Origin of the sequence: Coralloluteibacterium thermophilum (assembly GCF_042654365.1) — a bacterium.
GTDB classification, from domain to species: domain Bacteria; phylum Pseudomonadota; class Gammaproteobacteria; order Xanthomonadales; family Xanthomonadaceae; genus Coralloluteibacterium; species Coralloluteibacterium thermophilum.
The window spans coordinates 105,919-120,289 of sequence record NZ_JBHSGG010000003.1 but is presented as its reverse complement, the minus strand read 5'-3'; the positions used below and the strand labels follow the sequence as shown (position 1 = coordinate 120,289).

25 protein-coding genes are annotated in these 14,371 nt (G+C 69.1%); 8 read left to right on the top strand and 17 right to left on the bottom strand.

All coding sequences use genetic code 11. From position 1 onward, the window contains the following. Positions 1 to 15 precede the first annotated feature (15 nt). Genes ACFO3Q_RS03030 through ACFO3Q_RS02970 form a run of 13 tightly spaced genes read right to left on the bottom strand, consistent with a single transcriptional unit; the run spans position 16 to position 10,042 of the window. Positions 16 to 1,068 carry a hypothetical protein gene (locus ACFO3Q_RS03030; RefSeq protein WP_377003146.1) on the bottom strand — a complete coding sequence of 351 codons (1,053 nt, stop codon included), beginning with the start codon at positions 1,066 to 1,068 and terminating at the stop codon, positions 16 to 18. A gap of 22 nt (positions 1,069 to 1,090) precedes the next feature. After that, positions 1,091 to 3,112, bottom strand: a complete 2,022-nt coding sequence (locus tag ACFO3Q_RS03025; RefSeq protein WP_377003145.1) for a hypothetical protein — start codon at positions 3,110 to 3,112, stop codon at positions 1,091 to 1,093. Between the two features lie 8 nt (positions 3,113 to 3,120). Further along, entirely contained in the window at positions 3,121 to 4,455 is a 1,335-nt protein-coding gene (locus ACFO3Q_RS03020; RefSeq protein ID WP_377003144.1) for a PBSX family phage terminase large subunit, read from the bottom strand. Continuing rightward, positions 4,452 to 5,018: a terminase small subunit-like protein gene (locus tag ACFO3Q_RS03015; RefSeq protein ID WP_377003143.1), complete on the bottom strand. Its 567-nt coding sequence runs from the start codon at positions 5,016 to 5,018 to the stop codon at positions 4,452 to 4,454. Before ACFO3Q_RS03015 ends, ACFO3Q_RS03020 begins: the two co-directional genes overlap by 4 nt. Before the next feature lie 2 nt (positions 5,019 to 5,020). Next, entirely contained in the window at positions 5,021 to 5,419 is a 399-nt protein-coding gene (locus ACFO3Q_RS03010; RefSeq protein ID WP_377003141.1) for a hypothetical protein, read from the bottom strand. Further along, the gene (locus tag ACFO3Q_RS03005; protein WP_377003140.1) at positions 5,416 to 5,922 is read right to left on the bottom strand and encodes a RuvC family protein; all 507 of its coding nucleotides are present in this window, start codon (positions 5,920 to 5,922) and stop codon (positions 5,416 to 5,418) included. Before ACFO3Q_RS03005 ends, ACFO3Q_RS03010 begins: the two co-directional genes overlap by 4 nt. Beyond that, on the bottom strand, positions 5,919 to 6,284 hold the full coding sequence (locus ACFO3Q_RS03000; RefSeq protein ID WP_377003139.1) for a hypothetical protein: 366 nt from the start codon (positions 6,282 to 6,284) through the stop codon (positions 5,919 to 5,921). The genes ACFO3Q_RS03005 and ACFO3Q_RS03000 overlap by 4 nt, the downstream gene beginning before the upstream one ends. Continuing rightward, positions 6,274 to 6,621 carry a hypothetical protein gene (locus ACFO3Q_RS02995; RefSeq protein WP_377003138.1) on the bottom strand — a complete coding sequence of 116 codons (348 nt, stop codon included), beginning with the start codon at positions 6,619 to 6,621 and terminating at the stop codon, positions 6,274 to 6,276. The genes ACFO3Q_RS03000 and ACFO3Q_RS02995 overlap by 11 nt, the downstream gene beginning before the upstream one ends. Next, positions 6,618 to 6,794, bottom strand: a complete 177-nt coding sequence (locus tag ACFO3Q_RS02990; RefSeq protein ID WP_377003137.1) for a hypothetical protein — start codon at positions 6,792 to 6,794, stop codon at positions 6,618 to 6,620. The genes ACFO3Q_RS02995 and ACFO3Q_RS02990 overlap by 4 nt, the downstream gene beginning before the upstream one ends. After that, the gene (locus ACFO3Q_RS02985) at positions 6,791 to 7,288 is read right to left on the bottom strand and encodes a hypothetical protein (RefSeq protein WP_377003136.1); all 498 of its coding nucleotides are present in this window, start codon (positions 7,286 to 7,288) and stop codon (positions 6,791 to 6,793) included. Before ACFO3Q_RS02985 ends, ACFO3Q_RS02990 begins: the two co-directional genes overlap by 4 nt. Continuing rightward, positions 7,288 to 7,776 (bottom strand): recombination protein NinB, encoded by a 489-nt coding sequence (locus ACFO3Q_RS02980; protein WP_377003135.1) that lies wholly within the window; start codon positions 7,774 to 7,776, stop codon positions 7,288 to 7,290. Before ACFO3Q_RS02980 ends, ACFO3Q_RS02985 begins: the two co-directional genes overlap by 1 nt. Then, entirely contained in the window at positions 7,773 to 9,224 is a 1,452-nt protein-coding gene (locus ACFO3Q_RS02975) for a replicative DNA helicase (RefSeq protein WP_377003134.1), read from the bottom strand. Before ACFO3Q_RS02975 ends, ACFO3Q_RS02980 begins: the two co-directional genes overlap by 4 nt. Next, the gene (locus ACFO3Q_RS02970) at positions 9,221 to 10,042 is read right to left on the bottom strand and encodes a hypothetical protein (RefSeq protein ID WP_377003133.1); all 822 of its coding nucleotides are present in this window, start codon (positions 10,040 to 10,042) and stop codon (positions 9,221 to 9,223) included. The genes ACFO3Q_RS02975 and ACFO3Q_RS02970 overlap by 4 nt, the downstream gene beginning before the upstream one ends. 52 nt (positions 10,043 to 10,094) lie before the next feature. Here ACFO3Q_RS02970 and ACFO3Q_RS02965 point away from each other — a divergent pair, with 52 nt between their 5' ends. Further along, positions 10,095 to 10,292 carry a hypothetical protein gene (locus ACFO3Q_RS02965; protein WP_377003132.1) on the top strand — a complete coding sequence of 66 codons (198 nt, stop codon included), beginning with the start codon at positions 10,095 to 10,097 and terminating at the stop codon, positions 10,290 to 10,292. A 14-nt stretch (positions 10,293 to 10,306) separates the two neighbouring features. Here the strand turns inward: ACFO3Q_RS02965 and ACFO3Q_RS02960 are convergent, their stop codons facing one another. The 3 genes from ACFO3Q_RS02960 to ACFO3Q_RS02950 all read right to left on the bottom strand — a co-directional run bounded on the left by ACFO3Q_RS02960 (position 10,307) and on the right by ACFO3Q_RS02950 (position 11,255). After that, positions 10,307 to 10,498, bottom strand: a complete 192-nt coding sequence (locus ACFO3Q_RS02960; protein ID WP_377003131.1) for a hypothetical protein — start codon at positions 10,496 to 10,498, stop codon at positions 10,307 to 10,309. Positions 10,499 to 10,589: 91 nt separating this feature from the next. Beyond that, positions 10,590 to 10,958 (bottom strand): helix-turn-helix domain-containing protein, encoded by a 369-nt coding sequence (locus ACFO3Q_RS02955; protein ID WP_377003130.1) that lies wholly within the window; start codon positions 10,956 to 10,958, stop codon positions 10,590 to 10,592. A 93-nt stretch (positions 10,959 to 11,051) separates the two neighbouring features. Then, a complete protein-coding gene (locus tag ACFO3Q_RS02950) occupies positions 11,052 to 11,255 on the bottom strand; it encodes a helix-turn-helix domain-containing protein (protein WP_377003128.1) in 204 nt (67 codons plus the stop codon). 81 nt (positions 11,256 to 11,336) lie between these two features. On the opposite strand from ACFO3Q_RS02950, the gene ACFO3Q_RS02945 reads away from it, so the two are divergent. Together ACFO3Q_RS02945 and ACFO3Q_RS02940 are read left to right on the top strand one after the other, a co-directional pair. Beyond that, a complete protein-coding gene (locus ACFO3Q_RS02945; protein ID WP_377003127.1) occupies positions 11,337 to 11,999 on the top strand; it encodes a S24 family peptidase in 663 nt (220 codons plus the stop codon). Between the two features lie 179 nt (positions 12,000 to 12,178). After that, positions 12,179 to 12,742 carry a hypothetical protein gene (locus ACFO3Q_RS02940; RefSeq protein ID WP_377003126.1) on the top strand — a complete coding sequence of 188 codons (564 nt, stop codon included), beginning with the start codon at positions 12,179 to 12,181 and terminating at the stop codon, positions 12,740 to 12,742. Positions 12,743 to 12,760: 18 nt separating this feature from the next. Here ACFO3Q_RS02940 and ACFO3Q_RS02935 read toward each other — a convergent pair whose 3' ends face one another. Beyond that, positions 12,761 to 13,231, bottom strand: coding sequence for a hypothetical protein (locus tag ACFO3Q_RS02935; RefSeq protein WP_377003125.1), 471 nt, complete (start codon positions 13,229 to 13,231; stop codon positions 12,761 to 12,763). A gap of 122 nt (positions 13,232 to 13,353) precedes the next feature. Here ACFO3Q_RS02935 and ACFO3Q_RS02930 point away from each other — a divergent pair, with 122 nt between their 5' ends. From ACFO3Q_RS02930 to ACFO3Q_RS02910, 5 genes are read left to right on the top strand one after another with little or no spacing between them, the layout of a single operon-like run. Beyond that, positions 13,354 to 13,584, top strand: a complete 231-nt coding sequence (locus ACFO3Q_RS02930) for a hypothetical protein (protein ID WP_377003124.1) — start codon at positions 13,354 to 13,356, stop codon at positions 13,582 to 13,584. Continuing rightward, positions 13,581 to 13,733 (top strand): hypothetical protein, encoded by a 153-nt coding sequence (locus ACFO3Q_RS02925; protein WP_377003123.1) that lies wholly within the window; start codon positions 13,581 to 13,583, stop codon positions 13,731 to 13,733. The genes ACFO3Q_RS02930 and ACFO3Q_RS02925 overlap by 4 nt, the downstream gene beginning before the upstream one ends. Next, positions 13,730 to 13,927: a hypothetical protein gene (locus ACFO3Q_RS02920; protein WP_377003122.1), complete on the top strand. Its 198-nt coding sequence runs from the start codon at positions 13,730 to 13,732 to the stop codon at positions 13,925 to 13,927. The genes ACFO3Q_RS02925 and ACFO3Q_RS02920 overlap by 4 nt, the downstream gene beginning before the upstream one ends. Positions 13,928 to 13,930: 3 nt before the next feature. Then, positions 13,931 to 14,155, top strand: coding sequence for a hypothetical protein (locus tag ACFO3Q_RS02915; protein WP_377003121.1), 225 nt, complete (start codon positions 13,931 to 13,933; stop codon positions 14,153 to 14,155). After that, positions 14,152 to 14,364, top strand: a complete 213-nt coding sequence (locus ACFO3Q_RS02910; RefSeq protein WP_377003120.1) for a hypothetical protein — start codon at positions 14,152 to 14,154, stop codon at positions 14,362 to 14,364. The genes ACFO3Q_RS02915 and ACFO3Q_RS02910 overlap by 4 nt, the downstream gene beginning before the upstream one ends. Positions 14,365 to 14,371 lie beyond the last annotated feature (7 nt).

Below are 14,371 nucleotides of genomic sequence, written 5' to 3'. Positions count from 1 at the left end.
GGTAAAGGGGTGGTGCTACTTGGCCGCGAGTCCCATCTCCAGCGCTTCGAGCGGCGACTTCGCTTCCCGCGCGAGGCCAGCTGTGCCCGCGGCAGCGCCCGTCGGCCGCAGCGGTGCCTCACTCACCGGCGGCAGCGGCCGCGGCGGGGCCGGCATCGGCGGAAGCGCCGCGTACCGCCGCTGCAGCTCGGCCGCCCACTGGTCCGGCGGGAAGCTGCGCGCGATCAGGTCCAGCGCCGGCTGCAGGAGCGGAAACTTGCGGGCGAAGTCGGCGTCGCTGGCCTTGAGCTGCGACACCGCGGCGTCCACCGCCGCGGCACCCCGCTCCAGCGCGGTCTGCTGCTGGGCACGCAGCGTCTCCTCCTGGCGCGCCCGCGTTCCCATCTGCTGCTGGTGGCGCTGTGCGGCGATCTCAGCCGCCACGTTCCGCGGCACCTCGCCCTTCTCGACCAGCTGCTGCAGATCGGGGTGCGCGGCGAGCGCGTCGTGGCCGTGCGCGTCGAGGCCCAGGTCCTTGGCGAGGTTCGCCGCGACCTGCTGGATCATCTCGTAGGCCTGGCGCTTGTCCTCGGGCCGCGGGCTTGCCTGCAGCTTGAGGAAGCCCAGCGCCATGCCGAAGTCCTCCGGCGCCGCACCGGTGCTCTTGACCGTCGCCTCCCACTCGTCGGCGGCCGCGGCGCGCTCCGTGAGTTCCGTCACCCGCTCGCGCAGCGGGCGCAGCTCGGACAGCTCAGCCGACATCGCGCGGAAGCGCTCCTCGCTGCGGCCCTTGAGGCCGAGCGCCGCGACCTCGGTGTCGACGTCGTTCTGCGGCTCGGCGGGCTTGGCTGCGGGCTCGCCCTGGGCAGGCGGCTCCTCGGCCGGTGGCGGCTCGGCTGCGGTCGGAGCTGGGTCGCCGGTCGCAGCCGGCTCGTCCTGGGCCGCCAGCGCGGCGTTCAGTGCGTCGAGCGGGCTGGCCGGTTCGGCAGGCGGTGTGTCCTGCTGGTCGCCGGGCGGCGCCGGCGCGGCGTCGTCGATGGGGTCCTGCGCGGCGGCGAACCGCCCGCTCTCGTCGCGTTCCTGTGGCATGGGCCTGTCTCTCTCGTTGTGGTCACTGCAGGACCGGCGCGTTCGGCACCGGCAAGTCGGTCGGCAGCGGCGGTCCCGGCGGCTGGTCAGCCGTCACGGGTGGAGCGCCTGCCGGCATGCCCGGCTCGGCAGGCAGCGGCGGCATGCCCGGGGCCTGCGGAGGGGGCGGTGGCGGCAGGAAGCGCTCGACATCCATGCGCTCGCCGCTGCGATTGAACGTCTCCTTGAGCAGCTCGATGTACGGCTGAGCCAGCTCCTCCGCTCCGCCGGTGCGCAGCTGGGCGATCCGGTCGATCAGGGTCTGGATCATCGGCAGCATCGCCGCCCAGCTCTCGCGGTCACGCGCGGTGTTCGGGCGACCGGACGAGCCGGCGCGGATGTCCACCTCGACGAGGGCGTAGATCTGGTCGATTTCCAGTCCCTCGGGCCAGAACGCTTCGGGTCCGGCGATCTCCCGGACGTCCTCCAGGCTCATCGTCTGCAGCGCGAGCTCGGCCGTGTACCGCGCCACCTCGGTGAGCCGGTCCTCGATCTCGTCCCGCATCGCACCGACGCGACTGCCGGTGCCGGCCTGCTGGATCTCGGCCTCGGTCGCCGTCTTCGCCACCCGGATGCCGCCCGTCGCCGCATCCTGCAGGCCCCAGATCGACTCCATGCGCGCCAGCGTGCGCTGGTCGTTGTAGAGCGCGGGGTCGATGCTGGCGACCGGCTTCGGCGCGAACAGGCTGCTCAGGTCGGCGTTCGGGTTCGTCGGGCTGATGCCCACCCACTGCTGCGTGCCGGACTTCATGAGCTTGTCCGCCGTGCCCGGCGCGATCTCGCCCTCGTTGAACACCACGCCCGGCAGCGAGCGCCGTCGGTGCTCCGCGAGGTTGCTGTCCAGACGGCTGATCTCGTCCTGCAGCTTGCGGGAGCGCCAGACCAGCGACTGCGGGTGGCGCTCGCCGTCGACCTCGGTGAAGGCCAGGCCGAAGAACGGGTAGAAGCGGAGCGACGCCGGCGACGGCGTGTAGGGCTTCCGCGCCCAGCGATCCAGGCCCTCGGCCAGCGTTAGCACCGTGTTCGCGTCGCGGTGCCAGATCTCCCAGACGCAGAGGTAGCCATCACCGGCCGTGCCTGCGGCGCCGCCGTCGCTGCTGCGGTAGGTGTCCGCGTCCCGTGCGGTGACGTCGCTGAGCGTGGGCGTCTCCTCCAGGGCCGACTCGGGCTTGCGCGGGAAGTACTTCGCCGCCTGTCGGATCTGGGCGTCGGTCAGCTCAGGGAATGCAGCCGCGGCGTCCTCCGGACGCAGGAACGTGCGGTGCGCGATCCACGGCGCGTCCTGGTAGTCGAGGAGCGACGGCACGCCGGGTGCGACCTGGATGTCCTCGGCTGCGACCATGTCGATGACCAGCCCACGGGAGAGCACCACCTCGACCTGCTCCTCCAGCGCAGCCAGCTGCACCTCGAGCTCGGCATTGAGGGCGTCGAGGTCCTTCGCCTCGCCCTTCTCGACCCGCTCCATCGTCGCGGCCGCGCGCGCGAAGTTGTCCTGCAGGTCGTTGATCTGCGCCTGGATCAGCGGATCGCGGCCCATGCGCTGCTGCCAGGCCACCTTCAGCCAGCCGATGCCCACCGTCTGCGCCGAGCGGACCCACCGGCGCGCCTGGCGCTTCAGCCGGCCCATGCGCCACAGCCGGGAGATCACGATCTGCAGGGTCCGCGCGAAGTCCTTCGCATCGGCGTACCGCTGGTCTCCCACGCTCTCGGCCGGGGTCACGTCGACGTCCGGGTCCTTCGCGTAGATGAAGGACACCATCGTGTCGATGTTGGAGCCGATGAGGTTGGTGTCGACCTCGAAGCCGCTCTCGCCCTTCGCGTAGCGGCGGTCGTGCGCGTACTGCTTTCGGGCGTTGTCGTCGAAGTCGCGCGCGTAGCTGAGGCGCCTGTTCCACTCGCCGATGAGGGCGCGCTCCTGTTGCAGGCGCTTCGCCTCCTCCGGGGTGGCGGCGTTCGCCTCGTCGATCCCGGCCTGCATCGCGGCCTGCGCGCTGTCGTCGTTCATGCCTGCCCTTAGAGATAGCGCCGCTGGTTGCGGGCGGTGGCGAGTTGGGATGCGCGGGCTTCGGCCTCCAGCCACTCGGCGGTGCCGATTTCAACCAGTGGGCGCCGCGAATCAACCGGTGGCGGCGGGGCGTTGCGCATTTCGTCGAGCCCGCGACCGATCAGGGAGCAGACATCGACCGCGTCGTCCTTGCGCCCGTCCTGCCCGTTGAAGGCGCAGAGCTGGTTCAGCAGGCGCAGGGCCCACGGCTTGCCCGACGGCAACCAGACCGTGCCCGCCGCCGCGCGCGCGGCGAAGCCCAGGGCCCGCTCGTACTTGCTGCCGGCGGACGGCAGCGCCACGCGCCGCAGGTAGGTCTTCGTTTCCCGCATCCGCTTGTTGATCGAGGAGTTCAGCGAACGGAGGATCACGCCCTTCTCCTCGAAGGCAGCGAGCGGCCGGTGCCTGGCGCCGAGCTCGATGTACGCGTCGATCCACTCCGCCGGGTCCTCCTGGCCGGACCACCAGTCGGTTGCGTAGAGGTCGCCCGTCTCCGACAGGCCCCACACGCCGTGCTCCGTGAAGTCGGGGTCCGCGTTCGGGTCGTCCGGGTCGGGTCCGCCCGCCCAGTCGGTCGCCATGTACGGGTTCAGCCGCGCCGGCAGGACGTCGTAGAACTGGAACCAGTGCCGCTTGAACAGCAGGCCGGCGACGCTGCGGCAGTGCCCCTCGTAGACGTGGTTGTAGAGGTCGAGGTTGATCGCCTTGAGCTTCCGACGCTCGGTGTCGAGCTCCGCCGGGAACCACGGGTTGTCCCGCCAGTTGATCTGGATGACCAGCGCGTCGGGGTCGGTGGACTTCACGAAGCGCGCGTAGACGTAGTCCTGCTCGTCGTCGGGGTTGAAGGTCGCCCAGATCTCCGAGCCCGGCTTGCGGATCGTGTTGATCAGCGCGACCCAGGAGCGCTCGGACACGCTCGCCGCCTCCTCGACCCACACGATATCCACGCCCTCGTACGACTTGATGCTGTCTGCGGTGTGCTCGCGCAGGCCGGTGAAGCTGAACTCGCTGCCGGTGAGCCGGCACACGATGACCGTCTTCTGGATGTCGAAGTACGGCGACAGCCCCAGGCGGGCGATGTAGTCCTCGAGCACCTGCTTCGACGACTTGTCGATCGACTTCTGGATCTCGCGGGCGCACAGGATGCGCAGCTTCCGCTGGCAGGCCATGGCCAGAAGCACCTGAGCCACGCTGTGCGACTTCCCGCCGCCGCGGCCGCCGTGCAGGATCTTGAAGCGCCGTGGCCTCAGGATCGGCAGCAGCGTGACCGGGATGCGGATCGGTACCTGCGGAGCCAGGCTCACTCGCCCCTCGGCGGCGCGACCGGCTGGATGATGAACTGCGGCGCCGGCATGGGGCTGTCGGGGTCGTTGCTGTGCTGCTGGACGATCCGGTCGCCGTAGCGCTTCGGGTCCCACTTCGACAGGAGCTTGAGCCGCGTCTCGATCTGGAGCTTCCGGTGGCCGAGCATGTCCTCAACCCGCCGCTCCACCACCCGCATCTCGGTGCGCGCTGGCGCCTCCGGATCATCCGGGTCCGTCACCACCACCGGCTCGACCTTCTCCACCACGCCCTGCAGCGGCGTGTCCGCGATCCGCAGGCACTCGGCCGCAATCGCGTCGAAGCCCTCATCCCGCGCACGCGCGATGGCTGCGGAAACCTCCGCGCCCCGGGCAGTGGCGATTCCCTCCGCGTCCTTCTCGTCCGCCCAGTCCTTCACGGTCCGGTATGCCGGCATGCCGGGCGAGCGGCAGATCTGCGCGAGAGGCTCGCCCTTGGACAGGCGCTCACAGATCGCATCGATGACGGCCTTGGAGTACTTCGACGGCCGGCCTGGCCTTCTCTTCGGCTTCGCAGCTTTCGCCATGCTCAGTCCTCACCCGGGCCCGGGGCCTGAGCCCTGTTCACGTCGCTCCAGTGCTCGGCGAGATCAGCGGCGAGATCGTCCTGCCGTACTGAGCGGTAGACCCCGACGAGGATGTCGCGGCGATCTTCCAGGAACTGCCGGTAGCCGCTCTGGCTGTCGTGGACGCACCAGCACCGGCCCTCGCCGTCCATGAACACCGCGCTGACCCCTCCGCCGCAGCGGATGCGCTTCACCAGTGCTCCGGCGAGCAGGCGCATCCCCAGCGGCTCGTCCAACGATTGATCGAGCGACCGGTACACCTGCGGGGTCCTCATCTGCCGGCGCGGGCCGTGGTCTCGGACCCGCTTCGCCGCGGTGATCAGAGTCGCCTTCCGGGGGGGCGAATCAATGCCCTTCGTCATGCCGCGGCCCGCTCGGTGCCGGCGATCGCGTCGCCGTACAGGGCAAGAAGCAGCGCGTCGGCGCGGCCGTTGTCCTTCTTCCGCTGGAGCCAGTGCGCCGCGGTCGGGAACCGGACCAGCGCGAGCTGGCGCGCGGCGTCCTTGTCCTGGCCGAGCAGGCCGAAGTGCCGCTTCCAGACCGCCGGGATCGCGAGCTCGTAGGGGATGCCGAGCGCCTCGAAGGCGCACTTCACCCGGCCGCTGCTCTCGCCGAAGCGGAAGGCCGAGGTGCCGCCGTCGGTGGGGCGCGCGCCGACCTTCTCGACCATGGCGGAGATGTACGCGCCGGGGTGCGCTGCGCGCAGCTCGCGGATGCCGACGATGAGGGCGCGGCCGTCCACCTCCGCCCACTTCCCCGCCTGGCGCGTGGGCATGTCGATGAAGCCGGCGGGCTCGCCGTCGGCCAGCGCCACCACCGCGCCGCTGAGGCCGGGGTCGACGCCGAGGGTCAGCCGCAGGGTCATCGGCCGCTCTCCTGTTGCGTGGGCTTCGTGATCCCGTAGCGCTCGCGCAGGTCCGCCGCGAGCTGCGGATGCGTCGCCTCGACCGAAGCGACGTAGGCCGCCAGCGCCGGACGGGCGTGCGGATCGTGCGCCACGTCGAGCACGAAATACTCGCAGCCATGGTGCTTTCCGCCCGGCGCGTCGCTGCCGTCGGTGCGGCGCACGTCGTACTTCCGGTACAGACCCTGCTCGGTGTTCGGCACCGGGACTCGTTCGGGGAGCGCGACCCTCGTCCCGCCCATCCGCTCCCGGATCAGCGCCGCAGTCTCCGGGCTCACGTTCTCGGGGTCGTGCTCGCTCTCGCGCACGGGCTCAGTCGACATGGGATTCCTCCTCGCAGGTGGTGAGCCACGGCATGGCAGCCGGGGCGGCGGCATAGGCGTTCGCGCGCAGGTTCAGCACGCGGCGCAGGGTCTCGTTCAGGGCGTCGATTTCGTCGAACTTGCGGAGGCGCCACATCACCTTCTGGCCGTGCCAGCCGTTGACGCTGCCCTGGTGGCAGTCCGCGCAGAGGGCGACGGTCGTGTAGTGGTCGCCCTGCCGGATGTGGTGCGCCGAGCTCGGCGCCGGCGCGTCGCAGATCACGCAGGGCACGCTCTTCACAGCGGCCAGGTGTGCGCGCTCCTGCGCGTCGATGCGGGCGGCGTTCTTCGTCCTCATCCGAAGAGGCCTCCCTGCACCGGCTCGCGCGCGGCGGCGGCGCGTCGCCGGCTGGCCTGCGCGAAGGCGAAGAGGCTCCAGTAGAACTGCCGGTTGGCGGGATGGTGCCGGCGCGCCGCGCACTCGCGCAGGTGGACGCGGGCGATGAAGATGGCAAAGTCGCGCTCGTTCATGCCGCGGCCTCCACTGCCTGGCTTGCCGGAAGCTCCCAGACCCAGATCCACTTTCGACGGCCCTTCCGGCCGCTCCGGCTGTCCGTTCCGCTCGAGCTGAAGCCGGCCCGCTGCCAGCCGTCGAAGCGGTAGACGTTGCCGCTGTGCATGACCGCGTCCTGGTAGCTGACGGCCCAGCGCGCCCCGGTTCCCGGGAAGACGAGCTCGCGCCAGAGGCGAAGGGCGACGCGACAGGCCCAAGGCTCGCCAGCGCACAGGCGCGACAGCTCGACCGTGTTCTCCCGCGTCAGGTGGCCGAGTCCTCCGCCGACCCGCTCACGGATCAGGGAGGACGTGCAGACCACCGCCACGGGCTCCCCGTGCGCCCGCAACACGTGGCAGTGCTGCGCCTGGCTGTTGCCGCGCTCGAGCGGCCCCATGCGGTGACCCCAGCGAACGAGCAGCGCGTTGGCGGTCTGGAGGTCGACGGAGTCGAAGGTGGCGAGGGGGAACATCAGGCCGCCTCCTCCACCGCCGGCGGCTCGCTCCACCGCACGCCGTGCTCGGCGCCGAACGCGTGCGCGAGTTCGATCAGGTCGCTCATCTGGCGCTTCGTCAGGCTCGACGTGCGCAGCCCGACCGCGACCACTCCGCCCTCGAGACCGGGCAGCCGGCGCGGGCGCCACAGCGCCGCCGAGAGCACGTCCTTCCATTCCTCCGGCGTGAGCGCGATCGCGCGCGGCTCGATCTCGAAGGCGACGTAGCCGCCCTCCTCCACCAGTCGGTCGCCGCGCCACCGCGGCTTCCGGTAGCCGACCTGACGCGCGATGTCGTGAAGGACCGCCCACATGCGCGCGTTCTGCGCCAGTGACCTCGCCGGGTCGCCCACCACGACAGACGTCACCTGCCCGGCGCGCAGCCGGTCGCCGAGGTGTCGCAGCAACGACGCGCGCGCGAGCTCGAACTGCGGGCTGCCGGGGTCCAGGACGAAGGGGCGCTTCATCGACCACCTCCAGCTGCTCGGTCGCGACCGGACTGCCGTGGCGGGGGTGGGAACCCGTCATCGAAGCCCTCATTCGCCGCCGCTGCGGCGGGCGCGCGCTTGCGCTCGCTGTAGGGCACCCACGAGCCCGTGAAGTCCTCGAACCGGCAAACGTCGAGGCGAGCCCGGAAGCCGATGCGCTTCGTCGGACCAGCGCGGTTCTTGGCGATGTGGACCTGGCAGTCGTTGGGCGCCGACTCGTCGTAGTACTGCTCGCGGTGAAGCAGCAGGATCGCGTCTGCGTCTTGCTCGAAGCGCCCGGTGTCGCGGAGATCAGCCATCGTCGGCTCGCGCGACTGCCGGGTCTCGACTCCACGGTTGAGCTGGTGCACGCCGATCAGCGGCACGCCGAGCCTCTTCGCCAGTTTCTTGCAGCGGCGGCTGATCTCGCCCATGGCGAGCTCGTGGCGCTCCGCCTTGGGCGGATTCATCAGGCCGAGGTAGTCCACGACCATCAGGTCCAGCGGCTCCTGCGCGTGCAACTGGTGCGCCTGCCCCTCGAGCTGCTCGATGCTCAGATCCGCTGCGTCCAGGATCTCGAGGCCGCTGGTCTTGAAGGCCTGCGTCGCCTTGTGGACTTTCTCCCAGTCCTCGTCGGTCATCCGCCACGGCCGCTTGAGGCTGTCGTGGGGCACACGGCTGACACTCGACTGCAGCCGGCGAACCAGCTGCGCGGCCGACATCTCCAGAGACCAGACCGCAGCGCGCTTGCCGCGGCGGATCGCGACGTGCTCGGCAATGTTCATCGCCAGCACCGTCTTCCCCATGCCTGGGCGGGCAGCCACGATGATGAAGTCCTCCGGCATGAAGCCGCCGGTCGCCTCGTCCAGGTCTGTGAACCCGGTCTGCAGCCCCTGTGCTTCCTGCTCGCCCCGCTCGCTCGCCTCGACAAGCGCCTGCCACGCGCGGTCGGCCATCCTGGACAGCTTTTGGACGCGGGTGGGCTGCTGGTTGGTGATGGCCTCGACCTGACGCTGCGCGGCCGCGAGCACCTCGAGCGAGGAGCGCCCGTCGGGGTTGAAGCCCTCGCTCACGATGTTCGAGCCGGCGAGGATCAGCTTCCTCAGGACCGACTTCTCTCGGACGATCTCGGCGTGGGCGGTGATCCTGGCGGCAGAGAACGTCGCGCCGATCAGCTCGAACACGTAGTCGGGCCGGATGACCTCCTCCAAGCCGAGGGCGGTGATCCGTTCCATGATCGTGACCTGGTCCACCGGCCGCTGCGCCTTGACCTCACTCACGATCAGCTCGAAGAGGGCCGAATGATCGCGCCGGAAGAAGTCCCCGGCATCAATCTGCCCCGCCACGCGCCAGTAGGCGCCGTCCTCGTGCATCAGGCCGCCCAAGACTGCCTGCTCCGCCTCGATGGAGCACGGCAGCTGTTGCCCGAAGGTTTCTGCTTGGCTCATGCGGCGTGCGCCTCCTTCTCGCGTTTCAGGGCGACGCCCGCGGTCGTCAGGTCGCAGCTACCCTCCGCCGGGAACCACCACAGCCGGTACCAGTTCCGACGCACGCAGTTCTCGAACTTCTGGCGCCACCCACGCTTCCCGGCTTGGGTCTTCTTCGACCCCCGGTACTGGCGGGCGAACTCGCGCCAGGCGAGTTCGAGGTACTCCACCGGGATGCCAGCTGTCGCAGCGAAGCCGAACACCGCGTGATCGCTCGGGATCAGCTTCTCGCCGTCGGCCTTGCACGCGTCTACGAACTGCCCGTAGGTCATCGCCTCGGATCGCCCCTTGGCGCGAGAGGGCTTCACGCCATCGGCCTCCCCCCCGCTTGCGGGGGGTATGGGGGGCTTTTCTTCTTTCTCTTCTCTTCTCTTCTCTGGTAACGATTTTTGTAACGCTCCCGGCGTTACATCCGGCGTTACATCACCGTTACGCGCACTGCGGTGCTCAGCGACCCTGCGGTTGCTAACTGCCCGATTCTTCGCGGTTTTTCCGTTGTGCCGTTCGAAGTTGGGAAATGACAGCGCGCCGTCGTCGCCCGCGAGCCAGCCGATCTTCCGCATCGCACCGGCGAAGCCTGGGCAGAACGCGAGACGATCAAGAAACGCAGATGTAACGCTCAGACCGTTACCGGCGACGCTGTTCTGGTCCGCCCAGATCCAGATACGGAGCAGCTTTCCGACCACCGCGTCCTGATCGATCCCTAGGTCCGCAGCGATCGCCACTACCTCGGGCTTATCCGGCGTCGTGACGTCGAACTTGATCCAGTCACCGGCCATCGGTGCCCCCTGCCCGGCTATAGTCCGGGCCCACACCCAACGAGCGGATGCCATGGACCTGCGGAACATCGTCGAGTGCGACGGCACGAGTGACGTCGCCACCGTCAACCAGAGGTTGCGCGAGGGGTGGGTGTTGCTCGCGGTAGCTGCAGGCCAGGATGACGAGGGGCACCCGTCGATCTGGTATTCGCTCGGCTACCCCGAAGAGGACGACGGCGAGGGCGTGCCTCTCCCTCCTCTGCAGGCCTAGATCTCGATCAGGTCTCACTTCGCCTCCTCGCGCCGCTGAGGCGCGAGCTGGAGTTGCCGGTCCGGCAGGCAGCCCTCGCGGCCCAGATGCCGCGCTGCCTCCCGGATCTCGCGTTCGTCGTGGTGGCGCCCGCACTCGGCGATGGCCGCACGCATGTGGGCGAGCTGGCGGGCTACTTCGACAGCGGAGGGGCGGCGTCTGGTCATGCCGACGATCCTCCCCGGCCTCTGGCCGGGATTCGGCGCGCAACCGAGGCCGATTCCACGGGGGTTGCGACCATGCGGCAGGCCCACGTAGTCACGCAGCCCTCAGCCGTGCGTTCTCCGCCTCGAGCCGCAGAATCCGCTCCTCGACCGTCTCGACCCTGGGGACCAGGTCCATGCCGCAGCTGTGCGCGACCCACTGATGCCAGCCCCAGTTCCCGACCAGGTAGGCGAACTCCAAGGCCTTGTCGGCCGGGAAGTGCGCGATGCCGGAGAGGATCCGCGACAGCTGCGCGCGCTCCATGCCGAGGGCGTCGGCGACGAAGGCCTGGGTCTTCTTCCCGTACTGGATGGCCAGCCGGAGCGCCTCGGCGCTGCTGCGGCACAGGCCGACGAGATGGGCCGGAAGGCGCTCTGGAGCGCGGGTTCCAGCAATCAGAGGAAACTCACGTTGCGTGTTCATGCGTGGTGTTGACGGTTGCCGGCGGGCGAAAAAAAGGGCGCCGGCGGAGTGCCCGGCGCCAGAGGAGTTCAGATGGAAGGGATTGGGGACACGTCAGGCGGCCTGCTGGCCGCTAGACGGGGGCGCGTCAAAGAGGTCGGGGCGGCGCGCACGCAGCTCCCACTGCCGCCCTTCGGGAATCGGCTCGTCGTCGGACCAGGCGCTGATCGCGCCCTTGCTGACGTTGAAGAAGGCCGCCAGCTCTCGGTCCATCGTGAAACCGAGAGCCTCCCGTACAGCGCGCTTGGTCATGTTCATGACGCGCAGTCTAGAGCTATGAACTACGCACAGTCAATCACACTAAACCGTATTCGGTCTAGTGTTCTGAACATGACGACTATGGGTGAACGCCTCGCGCAGGCTCTCGATGCGAAGGGATGGCAGCCGCCGGACCTGATCGCCGCGAGCGGGCTGTCGAAGGGGACGATCTACAACATCCTCAACGACACCACGAAGCCCGAGAAGGTGCGCGAATCTACGGTGCGCACGATCTGCGGCTTCCTGGGAGTGAGCGCGGCGTGGCTGACCTCTGGCCGAGGACCGATGGAGGCCTCGGTTGCATCCCCGGTCGATGAGGACTGGGCCGACGTCACCGGTTACAGCCAGGCGGTCGGCCTTGGTCTCGGCACTGAGGCTCAAGAATACGCCGAGACCCACAGCCTGAAGTTCCGGCAACGCAGCCTGAGCAGGAAAGGCCTGAACCCGCGGAACCTGCACGTGTTCTACGGCGACGGCGACTCGATGGAGCCACGCATCAAGAAGGGCGACGCCCTACTCTTCGACACGTCCGACACTCGGCCGGTCGACGGCGCGGTTTACATCGTTAAGTGGCGCGGCGAGATCTACGCCAAGCGGGCGGAGCTAACTGATGCTGGCGTGATGTTCCGCTCGGACAATCCCGCCGGCGACCACGCCTGGGGCAAGCCGAAGTGGATGAACAACCCCAAGGACCCGATCGAGATCATCGGCCGTGTCCGCTGGATTGGAAGCTGGGAAGAATAGCCAGAGGATCAGCCCGATGCCCAACCGAGCGCCGCCGCCTCCACCGCCACCCTCGCGGCCGACCTACCGCGAACCTTCCAGGAAGGGCGAGGTTCCGGTAACCCGCCCGCCACCGCCACCTCCACCACGGAAGGACTGATGCGGCTTCGGGAACTCCAAGCCAGCCTCGGCCCGTAGTCATGCGGAAGGACATCTGGGACTTGATCTGGTACGCCCGCCTCTCTCAGCGTTACCACGGGAGGCGTGAAGCGTTCTTCGAGCGATGGCGCAAAGCCACGGCGATGATTGGCATCCTCGGCGGCTCCGCTGCTTTTGCGGCAGTAGCCGACGACTTCCCGATGTGGCTCTCAACCACCGGCGCGGTCGCGGTCGTCCTTGCTTCGACGATCGACTTGGTGGTCGGCACGGGAGTGCTTGCCCATCGGCACGCCGCACTTCGTCGACGATGCTACGAGCTTGAACAGGCAATCGTTCGAAGCCCTGAACCCTCGGACGCCGACCTGCGGGAATGGGAGGCTGCGAAGATTGGCATCGAAAGCGACGAGCCGCCCTTCTACGCTGCCTTGGCCTTGCTCTGCGAGAACGAACTCCATCTCGCGATGAACTTGCCGGTGCGCAACAAACTCACCACGTGGCAGGCGAGGACGGCGCAGTGGTTTCGCCATTCGGACTGTCAAGCGAATGATGAGGCGCGGCGCCAGGAAGAAGAGCGCCTCAAAGCCAAGGCCACGGGTAGCGCCTAAGCCGCCAGCACGAAGTTACTACTCCGCGCCAAGCTCCTGCATCACGATGATTGCAGCAACGATCAGGTCGTTGGCCACGCGGTGATCGTGCCGATCTAACGCAGCTCGGGCGTCCCGTGCGGCCTGCTCGACCCCGATCCTCCGAACCGTGTGGAGCATGGCGGCGCCCTCTGGCGAGATGCGGTAGGTCGCGGAGATCGCACGCGCCTCCGCTTCCGGCAAACCCTGCTCGACATAGGTCGCCAACAACGCGCTCTGCCAGTACTGCTCCGTCTGCGTCTGCTCCTGGCGCAGTCGCGACGCCCGGATTTCCTGCATCGCCGCTTCGAGCTGTGCGCGGTCGTACATGCGCCGCTGTGCTGCCTCCTCCGCGATCCGGTCACCGCCAGCGAGAGCACGCCCCAAGCGGCTCGCGCCGCTGTCAGGTGCCTGCGCGTACGCCGGCGCCACCAGCGCGACCGTCGCCCCCAAAGCTGCCCACGCCTTCATCTTGCTGCCCCGTTGATCCTCTTCAGCGAATCGTCGCAACTTTTTAGTTCAGACCTCTTGACTGCTTGGAGTTCAGTTCTCTAGACTGTCGGCACGGTCACTCCAGACCGCCGGAGACAGCGATGAACCACTACCCCGAGTCGATGAGAGGCGAGCTGGACCACGCGGCGATGATCCGCAGCGTGCTCGCCGCCAACGAATCCATCCAGGCGGAAGCGCGCTCGGTCTACGGCGACCAGCTGACCGACGACCAGTGCGTCGATCGCGTGATCGCGGCGCGCTGGCCGGACAGCTCGGAGCGGGATGCCTACGCGTTGGCTGCGGCGCACTACGAGGTCGAGGTGTCTGCATGAACCTCTACCCGCGAGCAGTGACCCCCGAGGACGGCATCCCGTTCGATGCGGCGGCGGTGGAAGCCGAGGCGGCGCACGTCCGAGCGTGGCTTGCGAAGCGCCGCGAGCGTCAGGCCCCGGAGACCGCGCAGCTGGACGCCGCCGCATGAACCTCCGCGCCGAGAACTTCCGCTTCGTGATGCGCGCCGGCCAGGTCGAGTGGGTCAGCCCCGCCGAGCTGCGCGAGAGCGACATCGACTGCACGGACATGGACGACGACGAGTTCGTTGAGCTGGTCCGCAAGCACAACCCTCAACCCCCGCCGCCGATGCCGGTGGCGCCCTGCACACAGACCGGAGACTGAGCCATGGCGCATGTCATCACCCTCCGCAACCACCCCATCGAGCGCGCCCACCACGCGGCAATTGCGGAGCGCGATCGCGCGCTGAAGCGAGGCCTCCCGGAGAGCACGGCGCGCAGCATCGAAACCCGCATGAGGAACCTCGTGCGGGCCGGGAAGACCGTGGCCGAGGCGCGCGCCGCGCTGCGCGGCTACATCTGCGACGCGCCGTCGCCGGACGGTGCGGCGTGACGCGCCTCGAGGCCCGCATCGGAGTCCGTGGCGCGCTGATCGCGGTCTGCCTGCTGATCGTGCTCGTGGCCGGCATCGACGGCCGGCCGTGGTTCGCGCTGCTGGCCTTCCTGGGCGCCCTGTCCGCGTCCGTCGAGCTGGTCAGCGCGCTCTACACCCTCTCCCGCGCCCGGCGGCGCCACCACCCGCGGCCGCGCGCCGCCCACTGAAGGAACC